Here is a 16,209-nt window from a genome sequence, read left to right as displayed (position 1 = left end):
CCTACCCGGCGGCGCCCGGGGGCCCGCCCGACCTAGCATGGTGCGCATGCCCCGGTTCCGTGCCGTCCCCGTGTCGTCCCCTGCCGCCGCCGACCTGCTCGAGGCGTACTTCGCCGAGCGCCGGGAGACCTTCCCGTCGGGGAAGGGCAGCTACCGCACCGCGTCGCCGTCGGACGCGACCTTCACTCCCCCGGCCGGGTCGTTCCTCGTCGTCGAGGACGAGGCCGAGGACGCCGGCGCCGGATCCGCCGCCGAGCCCGGCACGGTGCACGCCCTGGCGTGCGGCGGAGTCCGCCGCATCGACCCGACCGAGGAGGGGCTGGTCCGGTACGAGGTCAAGCACGTCTACGTGCGCCCGGAGGCCCGCGGGCGAGGGCTCGGTCGCCTGCTGATGGCCGAGCTCGAGGAGGTGGCCGCCGGCCTGGGCGCGGACCTGGTCGTCCTCGACACTAACGAGAGCCTCCTCGCTGCCGGGGCCCTCTACCGCGCGACCGGCTACCGCGAGGTCGAGCCGTACAACGACAACCCGAACGCGACGACCTGGTTCGCCAAGCCGGTGGCGCCCCGCGAGCCCGTCAGCTAGATCGGCTGCTCGACCGGCAGGCCGGTGCGCAGCTCGACGGGGAGATGGCCCAGGTCGTTGTGCGTCACGAGCTCCGGCGGCTTCGCCGAGCGGACACGGATGATGGTCAGGCCGGCGTTGGCCTGGTTCACGCCCATCCAGCGCCAGTCGGGAGCCCCGAAGACCTCGCGCACGAACCACCCGATGACGAAGTTGTGCGTGATGAGCAGGTCGTGGCGATCCTCGCGGGAGGGCGTCAGCCACTCGGACACTGCGTCGGCCATCTGCGCCTGGCCTGCCTCGATCTCGTCCTCGGTGACGCCGCCGAAGAACGGCTTGTAGGCGGACGGCATGTCGGCCGTCGGGCCCGACGGCACGCAGTCGAAGAGGAGGGTCGACGGCTGCGACTCGAGGGCCGGGAGCCGCTCGGTCATGATGCGCGCCGTCTCGGCCGCCCGCTCCAGCGGGGAGTGCCAGGCGGCGGAGAACGGGACTCCTCCGAGCCGCTCGGCGAGGAGGCGCGCCTGTCGCTTGCCGCGCTCCGACAGCGGGCCGTCGGGGAGCCCGTGCTCGGCGTCCTGTTGCTCGCCGTGCCGGACCAGGTACAGGTAGTGGGACACCGTCGTCTCCTGACTCATGGGGTGACCGCCGCCGACGTCGTCGTCGGGGGCGTGAAGGAGGATCCGTCGACGTCGCCCACGACCACGGTCGAGAGGGGGCCGGACCGGAGCTCACGGGCGAGGTCGCGCACGTCGTCGAGGCCGACGCGCCCGAGCCGGACGAGGGAGGCGTCGAGGTCGACGAACTCGCCGGTCGACAGCTCGGCCCGGCCGAGGCGGTTCATGCGGGTGTCGCTGTCCTCGAGCGCGAGGGCGGCGGCGCCGCCGAGCTGGCCGAGCGCCCGCTCCCGCTCGAGCTCGGTGACGCCCGAGTCGGCGACGCGGTCGAGCTCGTCGAGCATGAGCTGCCCCACCATCTCGACGTTGCTCGGCGTGCAGCCGGCGTAGAGGCCGAACAGCCCGGCGTCGGAGTAGCTCGGCGCGAACGAGTAGACCGAGTAGGCGAGGCCGCGCCGTTCGCGGATCTCCTGGAACAGGCGGGACGACATGCCGCCTCCCAGGACCGAGTTGAGTACGGCGAGGGCCGGGCGACGGTCGTCGGAGGCGGAGATGCCCGGCATGCCCAGCAGGACCGTGGCCTGCTCGAGGGGGCGGCGCACGACGAGGGTCGGCTCGCTGGGCGTCGGCACGACGAGCTCGGTCGAGCGTCGGGGCACGGGAGCGGCTGCCTCGGTCGACCACGGCGACCTCGCGAGAGCCCGCTCGAGCCGCTCGACCACGTGGTCGTGGTCGACGGCCCCGGCGATCGTGACCACGAGGTCGCGGGGCCGGTAGTTCGCCAGGTAGTGGGCGTGGACGTCGTCGCGCCGCGCCTCCTTGATGCTCCCGGGCGATCCCCCGATCGGGCGCCCCAGCGGGTGCTCGCCGAAGACGGACTCGAACAGGCGCTCGCCGGCCACGTCCGCAGGGTCGTCGTCCGCCATCGCGAGCTCCTCGAGGATCACGCCCCGCTCGGTCTCGAACTCGCCGGGCTCGAGGGCGGAGGACGTGAGCATGTCGGCGAGGACGTCGACGGCGTCGTCGAGGTCGACGTCGCGCACCCGGGCGTAGTAGCAGGTGTACTCCTTCGCGGTCGCGGCGTTGTGCTCGCCGCCGACCGACTCGAAGGCGACCGCGATGTCGAGTGCGGAGCGCGTCGCCGTCCCCTTGAAGAGGAGGTGCTCGAGGAAGTGCGTGGAGCCGCGCTCGCCGGGCTGCTCGTCGCGGGAGCCCACGGCGACCCAGAAGCCGACGGTCGCGCTGCGGGCCCCGGGCATCTGCTCGGTGAGGACGCGGACGCCCGTCGGGAGGAGGGTGCGCCGCACGAGTGCGTCGCCCGTCGCGCGGAAGGAGAGCTCGACCGAGTCGAGTGGGAGGGAGACCGGGCCGTTCATCGCGTCGAGCCTACGGGACCGCACCTCAGCACGGCCCGACCGTCGGAGCTGGCACCCGAACTGGGGGACGGTCGTGCGGACAAACAGACGGTTCAGTCTGTCCTCCGCGGTGATAGAGTCAGGGAACCGTCGACGGGACACCCCCCTGCCTCGTCGTCGGCGGCTGGTCGGAGGTCATCCGGCGGTCCGGAGCAGACGTCCCCCGCGCTGCTCCAAGCCGATATGCCTCGAGGAGCCACGCTGTGACGGTCGATTCCCCCCCTCCGGCCGTCCAGCGTCTCCCGGGGCGGCCCCGTGCCGACCAGACGACGCCCGGCGCCCGGGACCGCGTCCTGACGACGGCCGACCGTCTCTTCTACGACGAGGGCGTCCGTGTCGTCGGCGTCGACCGCCTCATCGCCGAGGCGTCCGTGACGAAGGCCACGTTCTACAAGCACTTCGGCGCGAAGGACACCCTCGTGCTCGAGTACCTGCGCGTGAGGCACGAGCGTGCCGTCGCCGGGCTCGAGGCCGTCGTCGCCGCGTCCCCCGGCGGCGCCGCGACCGTCCTCGCGGTCGTCGACGAGGTCGTCGCGTCGCTGCAGTCGCCCCGCTTCCGCGGCTCGGCCTTCGCCAACGCAGCCGCCGAGTTCAGCGACCCGACCCACCCCGTCCGCACCGCCGTGGCCGAGCACCAGGAATGGCTCACCGACGCTCTCGTCGAGCTCTTCAAGGACGCCGACCACCCGATGCCCGGCGACGCGGCCGACGACTTCCTGCTGGCGCTCGACGGCGCGCTCGTGGGCGCGTACTGCGGCGACGCCATCGCGGCGTCCGCAGCGCTCCGCCGGACCGCCGAGCGCCTCCTGCCGGCCTAGTCCGCCGGTGCCTCCGGCCCCGTCGCGCGGATCGAGCTGAGCGTTCCGCTAGGCGGAGACGCGATCCAGCTCGAGCACCTGGGTGCGCGTGAGCTTGACCGTGGCCGCCTGCGCGAGCTCGACGACCTGCTTGGCGTTCGTGGCGCTCGCCACGGGCGCCACGACGTGCGGCTTGGCCAGGAGCCAGGCCAGGGCCACGGCTGCCGTGGAGACCTCATGCGCCGACGCGACGCTGTCGAGCTCGTGCAGCACGCGCAGCCCCTTCTTCGTCAGGTAGCCGGAGACACCGCGGCCGCGCTTCGTGCCGGCGAAGTCGGAACGCGAGCGGTACTTCCCGGTGAGGAACCCGCCGGCCAGGGCGAACCGGGGCATGACCCCGAGGCGCAGCTGGGCGGCGACGCGCGCCAGGCCCTTCTCGTACTCGGTGCGGTGCATGAGGCTGTACTGGTTCTGCAGGGCGACCATCGGGGCCACGCCGAGCATGCCGGCGGCGATGCGCGCCTCGTAGAGCCGGTTGCCCGAGTGGTGCGACCCGCCGAACCAGCGGACCTTGCCCGCGCGGATGAGGTGGTCGACGGCGAGCAGGGTGCGCTCGAAGGCGACCTCGGTGTCGTCGACGTGCAGGTACAACAGGTCGATGTGGTCGGTGCCCAGGCGCTCGAGGGACGCCTCGACGGCGCGCTCGATCGAGCGCGGCGAGAGCCCGGGAGCGTCCGCGCCCTTGCCGACCTTGGTCGAGACGACCATGTCGTCGCGCGATCGGCGCGAGCGCATCCACGAGCCGATCATGACCTCGCTGCGGCCGCCCGCGTAGCTGTCCGCCGTGTCGACGAAGTTGCCGCCGTGGTCGTAGTAGGCGTCGAGGACCGACATGGTGTCGGTCTGGTCGGCGGTCCAGCCGAAGACGTTGCCGCCGAGCGCGACGGGGAAGACCCGGAGGTCGGAGACCCCGAGTCGACGTCGGGGCTGGATGATGCCGAGGTCGACGGGCACGGTCGCGTCGCCGACGGTCTCGGGGAGGCGTGCCGGCAGGTCGACAGGAGGTGCGGAAGGCGTGGTGGGACCGGGGATGCCCGCCGACGTGTTCGTCACTCCGTGCCCTTCGTGGTCGTGGCGTCGTGCGGTCGAGGTGCCGGCCCCGCGCGACGCTGCCGCGAGGGGCAGCCAGGCGGGTACGCCGGACGACCACCTCGATGTGCCGCCTGAGATGGCCCGGGAGCACCGTGCTCGCTCCTGCCACAAGCGTACGTGCTGAGGTCGCCCTCCGCCTGTCGCCGCACCCGATCGTTACGAGATCCGGCACCCCGAGTTCGGGGGCTGCCCCGGGAGGGCCGGCACCGACGACGGAGCGCCCGCCCCGACGTGGTCGGGACGGGCGCTCCGGCTGACTGCCGTTCGGGGACTAGACCTCGACGGACTCGTCGTTCGACTGCTCGGCGGCGCCGCTCGAGTCGGTGTCCGCCTCGTCGGCGACGACGGGAGCGAGCGACAGCTTGCCGCGGTCGTCGATCTTGGTGATCTCGACCAGGATCTTCTGTCCGACCCCGAGGACGTCCTCGACGGCCTCGACGCGCTTGCCGCCGGCCAGCTTGCGGACCTCGCTGATGTGCAGCAGGCCGTCCTTGCCGGGGAGGAGCGAGACGAAGGCGCCGAACGACGCGATCTTGACGACAGTTCCGAGGAACTGCTCGCCGATCTCGGGGTTCGTCGGGTTCGCGATCGCGTTCACCTGGGCGCGAGCGGCCTCGGCCGAGGGACCGTCGACGGCGCCGATGTAGACCGTGCCGTCCTCCTCGATCGAGATGTCGGCACCCGTGGTGTCCTGGATCGAGTTGATCGTCTTGCCCTTCGGGCCGATCAGCTCGCCGATCTTGTCCTGCGGGATCTGGACCGAGATCACGCGGGGCGCGGTCGGGGCCATCTCGTCGGGCGCGTCGATGGCCGAGTTGAGCACGCTCAGGATGGCGGTGCGCGCCTCCTTGGCCTGCTTCAGGGCGGCGTCGAGGACGGCGGTCGGCAGACCGTCGAGCTTCGTGTCGAGCTGGATGGCCGTGACGAACTCGGACGTGCCGGCGACCTTGAAGTCCATGTCGCCGAGGGCGTCCTCGGCACCGAGGATGTCGGTCAGCGCGGCGTAGCGCGTCTGGCCGTCGACCTCGTCGGACACGAGGCCCATGGCGATGCCCGCGACCGGCGCGCGCAGGGGCACACCGGCGTTGAGCAGCGACAGGGTCGAAGCGCAGACGGAGCCCATCGACGTCGAGCCGTTGGAGCCGAGGGCCTCGGACACCTGACGGATGGCGTAGGGGAACTCCTCACGCGACGGCAGCACCGGCACGAGGGCGCGCTCGGCGAGGAAGCCGTGCCCGATCTCGCGACGCTTCGGCGAACCGACGCGGCCGGTCTCGCCGGTCGAGTAGGGCGGGAAGTTGTAGTGGTGCAGGTAGCGCTTCTTGGTGACCGGGCTCAGCGAGTCGATCTGCTGCTCCATCTTGAGCATGTTCAGCGTGGTGACGCCCATGATCTGGGTCTCGCCGCGCTGGAAGATGGCAGAGCCGTGCACGCGCGGGATGACCTGGACCTCGGCGTCGAGCGGACGGATGTCGGCGAGGCCGCGGCCGTCCATGCGGACCTGCTCGGTGAGGATGCGGTCGCGGACGACCTTCTTCGTCGCCGACTTGTAGGCGGCGGAGACCTGGCCGGTGGCCTCGGCGGGCAGCTCGCCCGCGTCGACCTTCGCCGAGATCGCGTCCTTGACCTTGCCCTTGAGCACGTCGTCGGCGTCCTGGCGCTCGGTCTTGCCGGCGATCTTGTAGACCTCGGCGAGCTCGGTGCCGGCAGCCTCGGTGACGGCCGCGAGGACCTCGTCCGTGTAGGGCAGGAAGACCGGGTAGTCGGCGATCTCCTTGAAGGCCTGCGCGGCCATGGCCGACTGCGCGTCGACGAGCTGCTTGAGGAACGGCTTGGCCGCCTCGAGGCCCTGGGCCACGACGGCCTCGTCGGGCTTGGTGGCGCCGCCCTGGATGAGGCCCCAGGCGTGCTCGGTGGCCTCGGCCTCGACCATCATGATGGCGACGTCCTCGTTGCCCGCGGCGTCGGTGACGACACGGCCGGCGACGGTGAGGTCGAACACGGCCTCCTCGAGCTGCGAGGCCTTGGGGAACGCGACCCACTGGTCGCCGATGAGCGCGAGGCGCACGCCGGCGATCGGGCCGGAGAAGGGCAGGCCGGAGATCTGGGTCGAGGCGCTGGCGGCGTTGATGGCCAGGGCGTCGTAGAACTCGTCGGGCGCGATGCTCAGGACGGTGATGACGACCTGCACCTCGTTGCGGAGGCCCTCGACGAACGAGGGGCGCAGGGGCCGGTCGATGAGACGGCAGACGAGGATGGCCTCGGTGGAGGGGCGACCCTCACGACGGAAGAACGAGCCGGGGATCTTGCCCGCGGCGTACGAGCGCTCTTCCACGTCGATGGTGAGCGGGAAGAAGTCGAAGTTGTCCTTCGGCTTCTTGCTCGCGCTGGTGGCCGAGAGGAGCATCGTGTCCTCGTCGAGGTACGCAGCGACGGCTCCCTGAGCCTGCTGGGCGAGACGACCGGTCTCGAATCGGATGGTGCGCTTGCCGAACTTGCCGTTGTCGAGGACGGCTTCGCCGAACTTGATCTCTGGACCCTCCATGTGGGGGCTACTCCTCTTTGTTTTGCATCGAGGCCCCGTGTGGGCATCGATGTGCAGCGGGAGCGGGCGGCGAGGACGGCGTGAGGACACGCACGTGCAGCAACGCGACGGAGGCGGCGGCACGTCTGGTCAGCGGAAGAAACGGTCGGACCCGCCCCGCGACCCCGTGCTCGGGACTCTCCTGCGTGCACGTGTCGGGGCGTTCCGCCTGTCACCACCGGCGACCAGCAGCCAGACCGGCCTGCTCCGAGGGCGATGGTAGCACCCGGCCCCTCGGGGACCAGGGAGGCGGCCCCCTCTCGGGGCGACGCCCCGGGCCGGAGCCCCGGCTAGGGTCGACGGATGCACGCACCTCGCCGCCCGCGCCCCACCGGGACGCGCGCGGCCTCCGCGGCCGCGATCGCGACCGCGGTCGCCTGCTCGGCCGTGCTCGTGTTCGCCCCCGGCCTGCCCGCCGTCGCCGGGGAGGCGCCGACCGGGGACGCCGCGTCGGTGCAGCAGCAGATCGACACGGTCGTCAGCTCGCTCGACGAGCTGGAGGCCGGCGCCGCCGACGCGAGCGAGCGCGCCGTGGTCGCCGAGGGCGCGAGCACCCGGGCCTCCGACGCCCTCGCCGCGGCTGCGGCGCTCTCGGACCAGCTCGACACGCGGTCCGCCGAGGCCGAGTCGACCGAGGAGGCGGCCCACCGGCAGGCGGGGCAGCTCGCCGCGCACCTGGCCCGCGCCGGCAGCGGCGCGTCGACGACCAGCGTGCTGCTCGGCTCGGACCACCCGGACGAGGTGCTGCGCCAGCTCGGCACCCTCACCCAGCTCGGGGACCGCTGGCAGGTCGTGCTGGCGGACGCCACGACGAGCAGCAACGAGCTCGCCTCGCTCCGCGACCAGTCGGAGGCCGCACGCGCGGAACGCGAGCGCCTCGCGACGGAGGCGGCGCAGGAGGCGTCGGCCGCCTCCTCCGCACAGGCCGCGGCCGACGGCGCGGTCGCGTCGGCGACGAGCCGCACCGACGAGCTCTACTCGCAGCTCGCCGCGCTGCGGCAGAGCACCGCCGACGCCGAGCGCGCGGCCCGGCGGGACGCGGCGGTCCTCGCCAGCACCGAGCAGGCGGGCGCGGCGGCGGCTGACCGGGGGGCCGCGTCGAGCGGCAGCGGAGCCGGGACGGCGGCACCGCCTGCCGTCGCACCGGCGCCCGCACCTGCCCCGGCACCTGCGCCCGCACCCGCGCCCGCGCCCGCACCCGCACCAGCCCCTGCTCCTGCTCCTGCTCCTGCTCCTGCTCCCCCGGCCGGCGTCGTCAACGACCCGGCGGGCGCGAAGGCGTACGCGGCGTCCAAGATCGGCACAGGGTCCGAGTACACCTGCCTCGTGCAGCTCTGGAACAAGGAGTCCGGCTGGCGGACGAACGCGCAGAACCCCACGAGCGGCACCTACGGCATCCCGCAGGCGAACCCGGGCAGCCTCATGGCCTCGGCAGGGCTGGACTGGCGGACGAACTACCGGCCCCAGGTCGACTGGGGCCTGAGCTACATCGCCGGGCGGTACGGCACGCCGTGCGGCGCCTGGGGCTTCTTCGTGCGGAACAACTGGTACTGAGCCGGCCCGCCCGCCCGCCGTCGCGGATCCGGGCTGCAGCTCGGACGAGAACGGCCCCCGCCCTGCTGAGCAGGACGGGGGCCGGAGTCGAGACTCGGAGGTCGACTAGCGACGCAGGCCGAGGCGACCGATCAGCGTGCGGTAGCGCTCGATGTCGACCCGGGACAGGTAGCCCAGGAGACGACGGCGCTGGCCGACGAGGAGGAGCAGGCCACGACGCGAGTGGTGGTCGTGCTTGTGCTCCTTGAGGTGCTCGGTCAGGTCGAGGATGCGCTGCGTCATCACGGCGATCTGGACCTCGGGGGATCCGGTGTCGCCGGGGTGGGTCGCGTATTCTTCGATGATCCGGGTCTTGACGTCAGGTGCGAGTGCCATTCAGGATCCCCTTCCAGTTCGTTGCGCGGCGCCCGTCACAGGATGTGCGAGCTCTCTTGTTCCGCGGCCGTTCAGACGGCAACCTGGCGAGCTTACCAGACGGGTGCCGGACGAGGTGAGCTGCGGCGGGCCCGCGAGCGGCGGCGGCTCGGCAGGACGAGACCGACGAACGCGGCACCGATCGCCGCGCCGATCGTGTTCATCAGGATGTCCTGCGGGTCGGAGAACCGCGTCGACGAGAGGGCGGTGGCCTGGTAGAACTCGATGGCGCAGGTCGCGGCGAAGCCGACCACGACGCCGACCCACCAGGCGCGCTTCGGGAGGAGCAGCGCGGGGAACATGCCCATGGGCACGAACATGGCGACGTTCGCCGCCGCCTCGACCCGGGCGAACGTGATCCAGCTCGTCTCGTCGTGGCGACCGAAGAAGTCGAGGGCGCGCCAGAGCAGCTCGGACGTGCCGTCGCCGTAGACCGACGGGCGCAGCGTCATCCAGGCCACCCCGGCGAGGTAGACGAGGCTGAAGAGGAGGAGGACGGCGCGGCGCATCCGTCCATGGTGCGGCACGCCGGCTCGGAAGACGCTGCCCGGAGGCGAGGACCATCCTCCCGACGGAGGCGATCGACCCTGGGGAGGGAGGACCGGGAGGCGCCTCCTAGGCTGGCGGGATGGACGAGACCACCGCCTCCCTGGCCGCGCTCTGGGCCCGGGTCGCGCAGCGCGCCGACCCGCTCCCCCTGTCGTGGATGCTGCTGGCCGTCGCCGCCGGGGCCGCGCTCGTGCTGCTGCCGGGCACCTGGCACACGGTGCGGCACGCGGTGACCGTCGTGCACGAGGGCGGCCACGGCCTGGCCGCCGTGCTGACCGGTCGGCGGCTGACCGGGATCCGCCTGCACTCGGACACGTCCGGGCTGACCGTCTCGCGCGGTCCGCGGTCGGGACCGGGCATGGTGCTGACCCTGCTGGCGGGCTACACCGCCCCGGCGCTGGCCTCGCTCGGTGCCTCCTGGCTGCTCGGCGCGGGCTTCGCCGCCGGGCTGCTCTGGGCGCTGCTGCTGCTGCTCGCGCTCATGCTCGTGCAGATCCGCAACTGGTTCGGCCTGTGGGTCGTGCTCGTCGGCGCGGCCGTCGTCGCGGGCGTCACGTGGCTCGCGCCGGTCGAGTGGCAGCAGGTGTTCGGGCTGGTGCTGGTGAGCGTGCTGGGCCTGGGCGCCCTCCGCGCCTCCGTCGAGCTGCAGTCGAGTCGCCGGCGAGCGGCGCGCCACGGCGCCCGCACGGAGTCGGACGCCGACCAGCTCGCCGGGCTGACGCACGTGCCCGGCGTCCTCTGGGTCGGCGTGTTCGTGGGGGTCGCGGCGGCGTGCCTCGTCGGGGCGTCGCTGCTGCTGTTCCCGGGGTGGCTCGCGCCCTAGGTCCGGCTCGCGCCCTAGGCGGGGGCGCTGCCGAGGGCGTGCACGGGGATGCGCGACGCGAGGCGCTCGCGGCCGGGCAGGCCCTCGAGCTCGAGCAGCACGGCGATCCCGACGACCTCGTAGCCCGCGCGCTCGAGCAGGGTGACGGTCGCGTCGGCCGTTCCGCCGGTGGCGAGGACGTCGTCGACGACGAGCACCCGGGTGCCCGCGGGCAGCTGGCTCGGCCGCAGCTCGAGCGTCGCCTCGCCGTACTCGAGCGCGTAGCTCTCGCTCAGGACCTCGCCGGGCAGCTTGCCGGCCTTGCGCACGGTGAGGACGCCGACGCCCTGCTCGATCGCGATGCCGCCGGCGAGCGCGAAGCCACGGGCCTCGATGCCCGCCACAGCGGTGAAGGCCCCGTCGAACGGCTCGGAGAGGGCGGCGGTCACGGTCGCGAAGGCGTCCGCGTCGGAGAAGAGCGGCGTCACGTCGCGGAACAGGATCCCGGGGACGGGGAAGTCGGGGACGACGGCGATCATGCGGTCGACGAGGGCGGAGGCGTCGGAGGCGGTCATCCGGTCGACGCTACCGGCTCGCGGAGGTCGCCCCGCACCTCCGGGGCCCGCGCCCCCTCGCGGGCGGACCGCCCGCTCGCGGGGTCACACGACCGACCGACCGCTCGTGACGATCGTGTGAACGGACGGCCCCGATGTCGGGGGCCGGTGACAGAGTCTGTCCATGACCCGCTACATCGTGCCCCCGTACCTGCTCGCCCACCTCGCCGCGGCCGACACCGAGCGCTTCGCACGAGCTCCCGAGGCCGCCCGGCACGGGCTGCGGCAGATCGACGAGGTGCGCGCCGCCCGCAGCGAGGCGCCGCCCGTGCGGCAGGGCGCCGTCGCCCGGGGCCCCGAGGTCGAGCGCACCATCTCGGACGCCCAGGGCACCGAGCAGCTGCCCGGGGTGCGGGTCCGGGGCGAGGGCGAGCCCGAGGGCGACGACGTCGCGGTGACCGAGGCGTACGACGCCCTCGGCGCGACGCACGCGCTGTTCCGCGAGGTCTACGGGCGCTCGAGCATCGACGGCGCCGGCCTGCCCCTCGACGCGACCGTGCACTACGGCCAGGACTACGACAACGCGTTCTGGAACGGCGAGCGGATGGTCTTCGGCGACGGCGACGGCGAGGTCTTCGGCCGGTTCACCGCCTCGGTCAGCGTGATCGGCCACGAGCTGGCCCACGGCGTCACCCAGTACACGGCGAACCTCGAGTACCAGGGGCAGTCGGGCGCCCTGAACGAGTCGGTCAGCGACGTCTTCGGCGCGCTCGTCGAGCAGCACCTGTTCGACCAGACGGCCGGGCAGGCGACGTGGCTGATCGGCGAGGGGCTCTTCACCGAGGCCGTCGAGGGCCGCGCGCTCCGCTCGATGTCGGCGCCGGGCACGGCGTACGACGACGACGTCCTCGGCAAGGACCCCCAGCCGGCCCACATGGACGACTACGTCGAGACGACCGACGACAACGGGGGCGTGCACCTCAACTCGGGCATCCCCAACCGCGCGTTCTTCCTCGTCGCCGACGCGCTGGGCGGCCGCGCGTGGGAGCGCGCGGGGCAGGTCTGGTACGACACGCTCGTCGGCGGGCAGGTGTCGCCGACCGCCTCCTTCGCCGAGTTCGCCGCTGCCACCGTCTCGGCGGCGACAGCCCGGTACGGTGCCGACTCGGAGGAGGCGCGGGCCACGGCCGCAGGCTGGCAGGGCGTGGGCGTCGACCCGGCGGCCTGAGCACCGGGCCTCCCTCCCCCGGCAGCTCGCTGCCGCGGAGTAGCATCGCGGCCATGATGGTGACCGTCCAGAGGTCCGGCGGCTTCGCCGGGCTCACCCGCACCTGGCAGGTCGACGTGGACGCCGAGCCCGACACCGAGTCCTGGCTCGTGCTGCTCGACCTCGTGCCCTGGCAGGAGGCGCCCGCCCCGACCCAGCCCGTGCAGCCGGACCGCTTCGTGTGGTTCATCTCGGCGGAGACGTCGCCGGCGAAGAAGGCCAAGCTGCCGGAGCAACAGGTGACCGGACCCTGGCGGGAGCTCGTCGACCGGGTGCGCGAAGTGAGCGACGCCGAGCGCGCGGGCGAGCGCGGGGCCCCGCACGACTCCACCGCGCCGGGCAACGAAGGCTGACCGCGTGCCCTCTCGAGACACCGTCTTCGCGTCCGTGGCCGCGCTCGTCGTCGTGGGCGGCGCGGTCGGGATCGGGCTGGTCGGATCGGCGCAGCCGTCCCGGGTCGTCGGCGCCGAGAGCGCCCCGCCCTGGCCCGTGCCCGCCGTGGGCGACCGGCTCGACCGTGCCGAGCTCGCGGGCATGCAGAACGTCTGGGGCGAGGACCTCGCGATGCACGTGCACACGCACCTCTCGATCATGGTCGACGGCGAGGCCGTGACGATCCCTGGCGACATCGGGCACGACGCCGAGACGAAGCTCGCCGCTCCCCTGCACACCCACGACACGTCCGGCATCGTGCACGTCGAGTCGCCCCGACGGGAGTCGTTCGTGCTGGGCCAGCTCTTCACCGAGTGGGACGTGCACCTCGACGCCGTGAGCATCGGCTCGCTCGGACCCGACGACGGCCTCGAGCTGACGACGTTCGTGGACGGGAGCCGCTGGACGGGCGACCCGGCCGGCATCCGGCTGAGCGACTTCGAGGACGTCGCGCTCGTGCTCGCGCCCCGGGGCGAGGCCGTGACCGCGCCTCCTGCGTTCGCCTGGCCGCCCGACTACCGCTGAGCGTCCGCGGCAGAGCTGGCGGCGAGGGGCAGGGAGGCGGCACCCTGGGGGCATGGACGAGAAAGAGACCCTGCAGCGCTACCTCACGAAGCAGCGCGCCGACCTGCTGGCGAAGCTCGACGGGCTCGACGAGTACGACGCCCGGCGTCCGCTCGTGGAGAGCGGCACGAACCTGCTCGGCCTCGTCAAGCACGTCGCGAGCGTGCAGCTCGGCTACCTCGGCGAGGTCTTCGACCGGCCGTCGCCGCAGGAGATGCCGTGGCTGACGGACACGAGCGAGCCGGAGGCGGACCTCTGGGCGACCGAGGACGAGACGCGGGAGGCGATCGTCGCGTTCGCTCGGCACTCGGCCGACCACGCCGACGCGACCGTCGCGGCGCTCGACCTGGACTCCCCCGGCGTGGTGCCGTGGTGGCCTGCTGACAGACGGGACGTCACGCTGCACTCGATCCTCGTGCACCTGTGCGTCGAGACGGCGCGTCACGCCGGCCACGCCGACCTCGTCCGCGAGCTCGTCGACGGCAAGCTCGGCAACGGACCGGCCGACCCGAACGTCCCGGACCGGGACGACGAGGGCTGGCGCGCCCACCACGACCGGGTCGAGGCGGCTGCCCGGGCCGCCGGCGCTAGCCGACGACCGTGAGGCGCTGCGTCGGCCGGGTCATCGCGACGTAGAGGCTCGCCGCGCCGCGGGCGGCGCCCGTGCGGATGCCCTCGGGGTCGACGAGCACGACGCTGTCGAACTCGAGGCCCTTCGAGGTGGCGGGGCTGAGCACCGAGATCGGCCGGGTCAGCGACGCCGTGCCCGGCGCCACCTGCCCGAGGAACAGCGGGTCGAGTCCCGAGACGAGGTCCGCCACGAGGTGCTGCGGCGCGATGACTGCGAGCGTCCCCTCGGAGTCGATGCCGCGGTCGGCGGCGACCGCCTCGACGGCCGCGGCGACGAGGGCGTCGTGCGCCGCGCCTCCTCGGCTGTCGCCCGCGGCGGCGAGGGCAGGCACCGCGATCTCGCGGACCGGCCACTCGCTCGACCGCACCGACCGGCTCGCCGTGATGGTCAGCCCGTTCTCGACGGCCAGGCGTTCGGCGTGCTCGACGATCTGGCTCGGCGTGCGGTAGTTGACCGTGAGTTCTTCGAGGCGCCAGGGCGCCGATGTGCCGGCGACGCTCGAGCCGCGACGACGGCCGAGCAGGGCCTGGAGCGCCCTGTCCCACGAGGAGGCGGCGGCCGGGCTGGACGCCTGGGCGATGTCGCCGACGACGGTGAACGAGCGCAGCGGGCAGCGGCGGGACAGCAGCCGCCACTGCATGGGCGACAGTTCCTGCGCCTCGTCGACCACGACGTGCCCGAAGGCCCAGGTGCGGTCGCCCGCAGCGCGCTCGGACGTGGTCATCGACGCGGCGCGCTCGGCGAAGCCGCCGGCGATCTGCTCGGCCGACACCATGCCCTCGACGCCCATGTTCTCGATGGCGCGCTCGGCATTCTCGATGTCGCGCTTGCGCTGCTGCTTGCGCGCCAGCTTGTCGGGGTCGACCCCGGCCTGGAACTCGCCGAGCAGCTCGGCCGCCTCGTCGAGCAGCGGCACGTCGGAGATCGTGAACTGCGAGCCGCGGGGACGCTGGAGCAGGGCCCGCTGCGCCGGCGTCCAACGCTGGGTGATGGTCGCGAGCCAGTTCGGGCGCGCGAACAGGTCCTCGACGAGCTTCTCGGCCGTCAGCGGCATCCACGCGGTGTTGAGCAGCACCCGCACGTCGTGCGACTGGCGGATGTCCTCGCGGAGCACCGCCTCGTCCGACTCGTCGACCGTCGTGCCGTGCTCGCGCATCTGCGACACGAGCAGGCGGGTCAGCGCCGAGAGCGCCGCCTTGTTGAAGGTGACCCGGCCGAGGTTGTGCTGCTTGCCCCTCTCTTGCGCACGCCGCATGGCGTCGCCGATCAGCTCGGGCTGCACGACGAGCCGCTCGCCGTTGATGTCGATCGTCGTCGCCTGCGTCGGCCGGACCTGACGCGAGCGCACGGCTCGCTTGATCAGCTCGGCCATCTCGGCCGAGCCCTTGAGCGCCGCGACGTCGGGCGCGTCGTCGACCTGGGTCTCGAGGTCGGGGTAGAGCCCGCCGAGGCTCGACAGCACGACGCCGCTCTCGCCGAGCGACGGGAGCACCTGCTCGATGTACCGCAGGAACGACCGCGACGGACCGACGATGAGCACGCCCGAGCCGCGCAGGCGGTCGCGGTGCGAGTAGAGCAGGTAGGCCGCGCGGTGCAGGGCGACGGCGGTCTTGCCCGTGCCGGGCCCGCCCTGGACGACGAGGACGCCGTCGAGCTCGGAGCGGATGATCCTGTCCTGCTCGGCCTGGATCGTGGCGACGATGTCGGTCATCCGGCCGGTCCGCTGGGCGGTGAGGGCCGCCATCAGCGCGCCCTCGCCCTGCAGCTGCACGTCGTCGCGGTCGAGCAGGTCGGGGTCGAAGACCTCGTCCTCGAGGCGGGTGACGGCGCGCCCGGCGAGCGTGAGGTGGCGGCGGGCTCGGACGCCCATGGGCGTCGCCGCGGTCGCCTGGTAGAAGGCGCTCGCGCCGGGCACCCGCCAGTCGAGCAGGATCGGGTGGTGCTGCCGGTCGCGCAGGCCGACCCGGCCGATGTAGCGGAGGGCGCTGCCGGTCTCGTCCGGCCGCTCGAGCTCGAGGCGGCCGAAGGCCAGCCGCTCGTCGACGGCGCCGAGCTGGGTGATCGTGTCCTCGTAGAGCTTCGCGAACGCGTCCCGCTCGCTGCGGCTCTGGTGGTTGCCGCCCACGGCTTCTCGCCGGGTGCTCTCCAGCCGCACGCGGGCGTCGGCCTTCAACTCGTCCAGACGCGCGTACAGCGTGGCCACGTAGGCGCGTTCGCGCTCGAGCTCAGATGACACCAGGTTTGCTCCACCCCTCGGGAAAAGACGGCACGCCAGTCTACCTGTGCCCGGGCGCGCCTCCGCCCCCACCCGCGAC

Annotated in this window: 16 protein-coding genes; 8 read left to right on the top strand and 8 right to left on the bottom strand. The window is 73.1% G+C overall.

Going from position 1 to position 16,209, the window contains the following annotated elements:
• Nucleotides 1-46 precede the first annotated feature (46 nt).
• Nucleotides 47-583, top strand: coding sequence for a GNAT family N-acetyltransferase (locus tag IFT90_RS05805; protein WP_192041323.1), 537 nt, complete (start codon nucleotides 47-49; stop codon nucleotides 581-583).
• Here the strand turns inward: IFT90_RS05805 and IFT90_RS05800 are convergent.
• Together IFT90_RS05800 and IFT90_RS05795 are read right to left on the bottom strand one after the other, a co-directional pair.
• Entirely contained in the window at nucleotides 580-1,182 is a 603-nt protein-coding gene (locus IFT90_RS05800; protein ID WP_123548739.1) for a histidine phosphatase family protein, read from the bottom strand. The genes IFT90_RS05805 and IFT90_RS05800 overlap by 4 nt on opposite strands.
• Before the next feature lie 14 nt (nucleotides 1,183-1,196).
• Entirely contained in the window at nucleotides 1,197-2,555 is a 1,359-nt protein-coding gene (locus IFT90_RS05795; protein ID WP_192041322.1) for a pitrilysin family protein, read from the bottom strand.
• A 242-nt stretch (nucleotides 2,556-2,797) separates the two neighbouring features.
• Between IFT90_RS05795 and IFT90_RS05790 the strand changes: the two genes are divergently transcribed.
• Nucleotides 2,798-3,412, top strand: a complete 615-nt coding sequence (locus tag IFT90_RS05790) for a TetR/AcrR family transcriptional regulator (RefSeq protein ID WP_192041321.1) — start codon at nucleotides 2,798-2,800, stop codon at nucleotides 3,410-3,412.
• 48 nt (nucleotides 3,413-3,460) lie between these two features.
• Here the strand turns inward: IFT90_RS05790 and IFT90_RS05785 are convergent, their stop codons facing one another.
• Nucleotides 3,461-4,504 (bottom strand): aldo/keto reductase, encoded by a 1,044-nt coding sequence (locus tag IFT90_RS05785; protein WP_314100774.1) that lies wholly within the window; start codon nucleotides 4,502-4,504, stop codon nucleotides 3,461-3,463.
• A 310-nt stretch (nucleotides 4,505-4,814) separates the two neighbouring features.
• The gene (locus IFT90_RS05780; RefSeq protein ID WP_192041320.1) at nucleotides 4,815-7,088 is read right to left on the bottom strand and encodes a polyribonucleotide nucleotidyltransferase; all 2,274 of its coding nucleotides are present in this window, start codon (nucleotides 7,086-7,088) and stop codon (nucleotides 4,815-4,817) included.
• 342 nt (nucleotides 7,089-7,430) lie between these two features.
• Here IFT90_RS05780 and IFT90_RS05775 point away from each other — a divergent pair, with 342 nt between their 5' ends.
• Nucleotides 7,431-8,681: a hypothetical protein gene (locus IFT90_RS05775; RefSeq protein WP_192041319.1), complete on the top strand. Its 1,251-nt coding sequence runs from the start codon at nucleotides 7,431-7,433 to the stop codon at nucleotides 8,679-8,681.
• A gap of 105 nt (nucleotides 8,682-8,786) precedes the next feature.
• Here the strand turns inward: IFT90_RS05775 and rpsO are convergent, their stop codons facing one another.
• Nucleotides 8,787-9,056 (bottom strand): 30S ribosomal protein S15, encoded by a 270-nt coding sequence (gene rpsO, locus IFT90_RS05770; protein ID WP_123520309.1) that lies wholly within the window; start codon nucleotides 9,054-9,056, stop codon nucleotides 8,787-8,789.
• Between the two features lie 92 nt (nucleotides 9,057-9,148).
• The gene (locus tag IFT90_RS05765) at nucleotides 9,149-9,604 is read right to left on the bottom strand and encodes a VanZ family protein (RefSeq protein ID WP_192041318.1); all 456 of its coding nucleotides are present in this window, start codon (nucleotides 9,602-9,604) and stop codon (nucleotides 9,149-9,151) included.
• 119 nt (nucleotides 9,605-9,723) lie between these two features.
• Between IFT90_RS05765 and IFT90_RS05760 the strand changes: the two genes are divergently transcribed.
• Entirely contained in the window at nucleotides 9,724-10,467 is a 744-nt protein-coding gene (locus IFT90_RS05760) for a M50 family metallopeptidase (RefSeq protein ID WP_192041317.1), read from the top strand.
• A gap of 14 nt (nucleotides 10,468-10,481) precedes the next feature.
• Here IFT90_RS05760 and IFT90_RS05755 read toward each other — a convergent pair whose 3' ends face one another.
• Nucleotides 10,482-11,021 (bottom strand): adenine phosphoribosyltransferase, encoded by a 540-nt coding sequence (locus IFT90_RS05755; RefSeq protein WP_146904723.1) that lies wholly within the window; start codon nucleotides 11,019-11,021, stop codon nucleotides 10,482-10,484.
• Nucleotides 11,022-11,184: 163 nt separating this feature from the next.
• Here IFT90_RS05755 and IFT90_RS05750 point away from each other — a divergent pair, with 163 nt between their 5' ends.
• Genes IFT90_RS05750 through IFT90_RS05735 form a run of 4 tightly spaced genes read left to right on the top strand, consistent with a single transcriptional unit; the run spans nucleotide 11,185 to nucleotide 13,867 of the window.
• Entirely contained in the window at nucleotides 11,185-12,228 is a 1,044-nt protein-coding gene (locus tag IFT90_RS05750) for a M4 family metallopeptidase (RefSeq protein ID WP_192041316.1), read from the top strand.
• Nucleotides 12,229-12,281: 53 nt separating this feature from the next.
• Complete coding sequence (locus IFT90_RS05745) at nucleotides 12,282-12,620, top strand: protealysin inhibitor emfourin (RefSeq protein WP_192041315.1); 339 nt, start codon at nucleotides 12,282-12,284, stop codon at nucleotides 12,618-12,620.
• A gap of 4 nt (nucleotides 12,621-12,624) precedes the next feature.
• Nucleotides 12,625-13,224: a hypothetical protein gene (locus IFT90_RS05740; protein ID WP_192041314.1), complete on the top strand. Its 600-nt coding sequence runs from the start codon at nucleotides 12,625-12,627 to the stop codon at nucleotides 13,222-13,224.
• 52 nt (nucleotides 13,225-13,276) lie between these two features.
• Nucleotides 13,277-13,867 carry a DinB family protein gene (locus IFT90_RS05735; RefSeq protein ID WP_192041313.1) on the top strand — a complete coding sequence of 197 codons (591 nt, stop codon included), beginning with the start codon at nucleotides 13,277-13,279 and terminating at the stop codon, nucleotides 13,865-13,867.
• Here the strand turns inward: IFT90_RS05735 and IFT90_RS05730 are convergent.
• The gene (locus tag IFT90_RS05730) at nucleotides 13,851-16,133 is read right to left on the bottom strand and encodes a UvrD-helicase domain-containing protein (protein ID WP_192041465.1); all 2,283 of its coding nucleotides are present in this window, start codon (nucleotides 16,131-16,133) and stop codon (nucleotides 13,851-13,853) included. The genes IFT90_RS05735 and IFT90_RS05730 overlap by 17 nt on opposite strands.
• Nucleotides 16,134-16,209 lie beyond the last annotated feature (76 nt).

The organism is Frigoribacterium sp. CFBP 8766 (assembly GCF_014841435.1).
Taxonomy (GTDB): Bacteria; Actinomycetota; Actinomycetes; order Actinomycetales; family Microbacteriaceae; genus Frigoribacterium.
This window is presented reverse-complemented; position numbering and strand designations above follow the sequence as displayed.

What these genes read in the sequence shown, in the direction of transcription:
- IFT90_RS05775 (WP_192041319.1), top strand. Translation starts at nt 7,431, where the DNA reads ATGCACGCACCTCGCCGCCCGCGCCCCACCGGGACGCGCGCGGCCTCC.
- IFT90_RS05795 (WP_192041322.1), bottom strand. Translation starts at nt 2,555, where the DNA reads ATGAACGGCCCGGTCTCCCTCCCACTCGACTCGGTCGAGCTCTCCTTC.
- IFT90_RS05765 (WP_192041318.1), bottom strand. Translation starts at nt 9,604, where the DNA reads ATGCGCCGCGCCGTCCTCCTCCTCTTCAGCCTCGTCTACCTCGCCGGG.
- IFT90_RS05750 (WP_192041316.1), top strand. Translation starts at nt 11,185, where the DNA reads ATGACCCGCTACATCGTGCCCCCGTACCTGCTCGCCCACCTCGCCGCG.
- IFT90_RS05745 (WP_192041315.1), top strand. Translation starts at nt 12,282, where the DNA reads ATGATGGTGACCGTCCAGAGGTCCGGCGGCTTCGCCGGGCTCACCCGC.
- IFT90_RS05805 (WP_192041323.1), top strand. Translation starts at nt 47, where the DNA reads ATGCCCCGGTTCCGTGCCGTCCCCGTGTCGTCCCCTGCCGCCGCCGAC.
- IFT90_RS05735 (WP_192041313.1), top strand. Translation starts at nt 13,277, where the DNA reads ATGGACGAGAAAGAGACCCTGCAGCGCTACCTCACGAAGCAGCGCGCC.
- rpsO (WP_123520309.1), bottom strand. Translation starts at nt 9,056, where the DNA reads ATGGCACTCGCACCTGACGTCAAGACCCGGATCATCGAAGAATACGCG.
- IFT90_RS05755 (WP_146904723.1), bottom strand. Translation starts at nt 11,021, where the DNA reads ATGACCGCCTCCGACGCCTCCGCCCTCGTCGACCGCATGATCGCCGTC.
- IFT90_RS05780 (WP_192041320.1), bottom strand. Translation starts at nt 7,088, where the DNA reads ATGGAGGGTCCAGAGATCAAGTTCGGCGAAGCCGTCCTCGACAACGGC.
- IFT90_RS05760 (WP_192041317.1), top strand. Translation starts at nt 9,724, where the DNA reads ATGGACGAGACCACCGCCTCCCTGGCCGCGCTCTGGGCCCGGGTCGCG.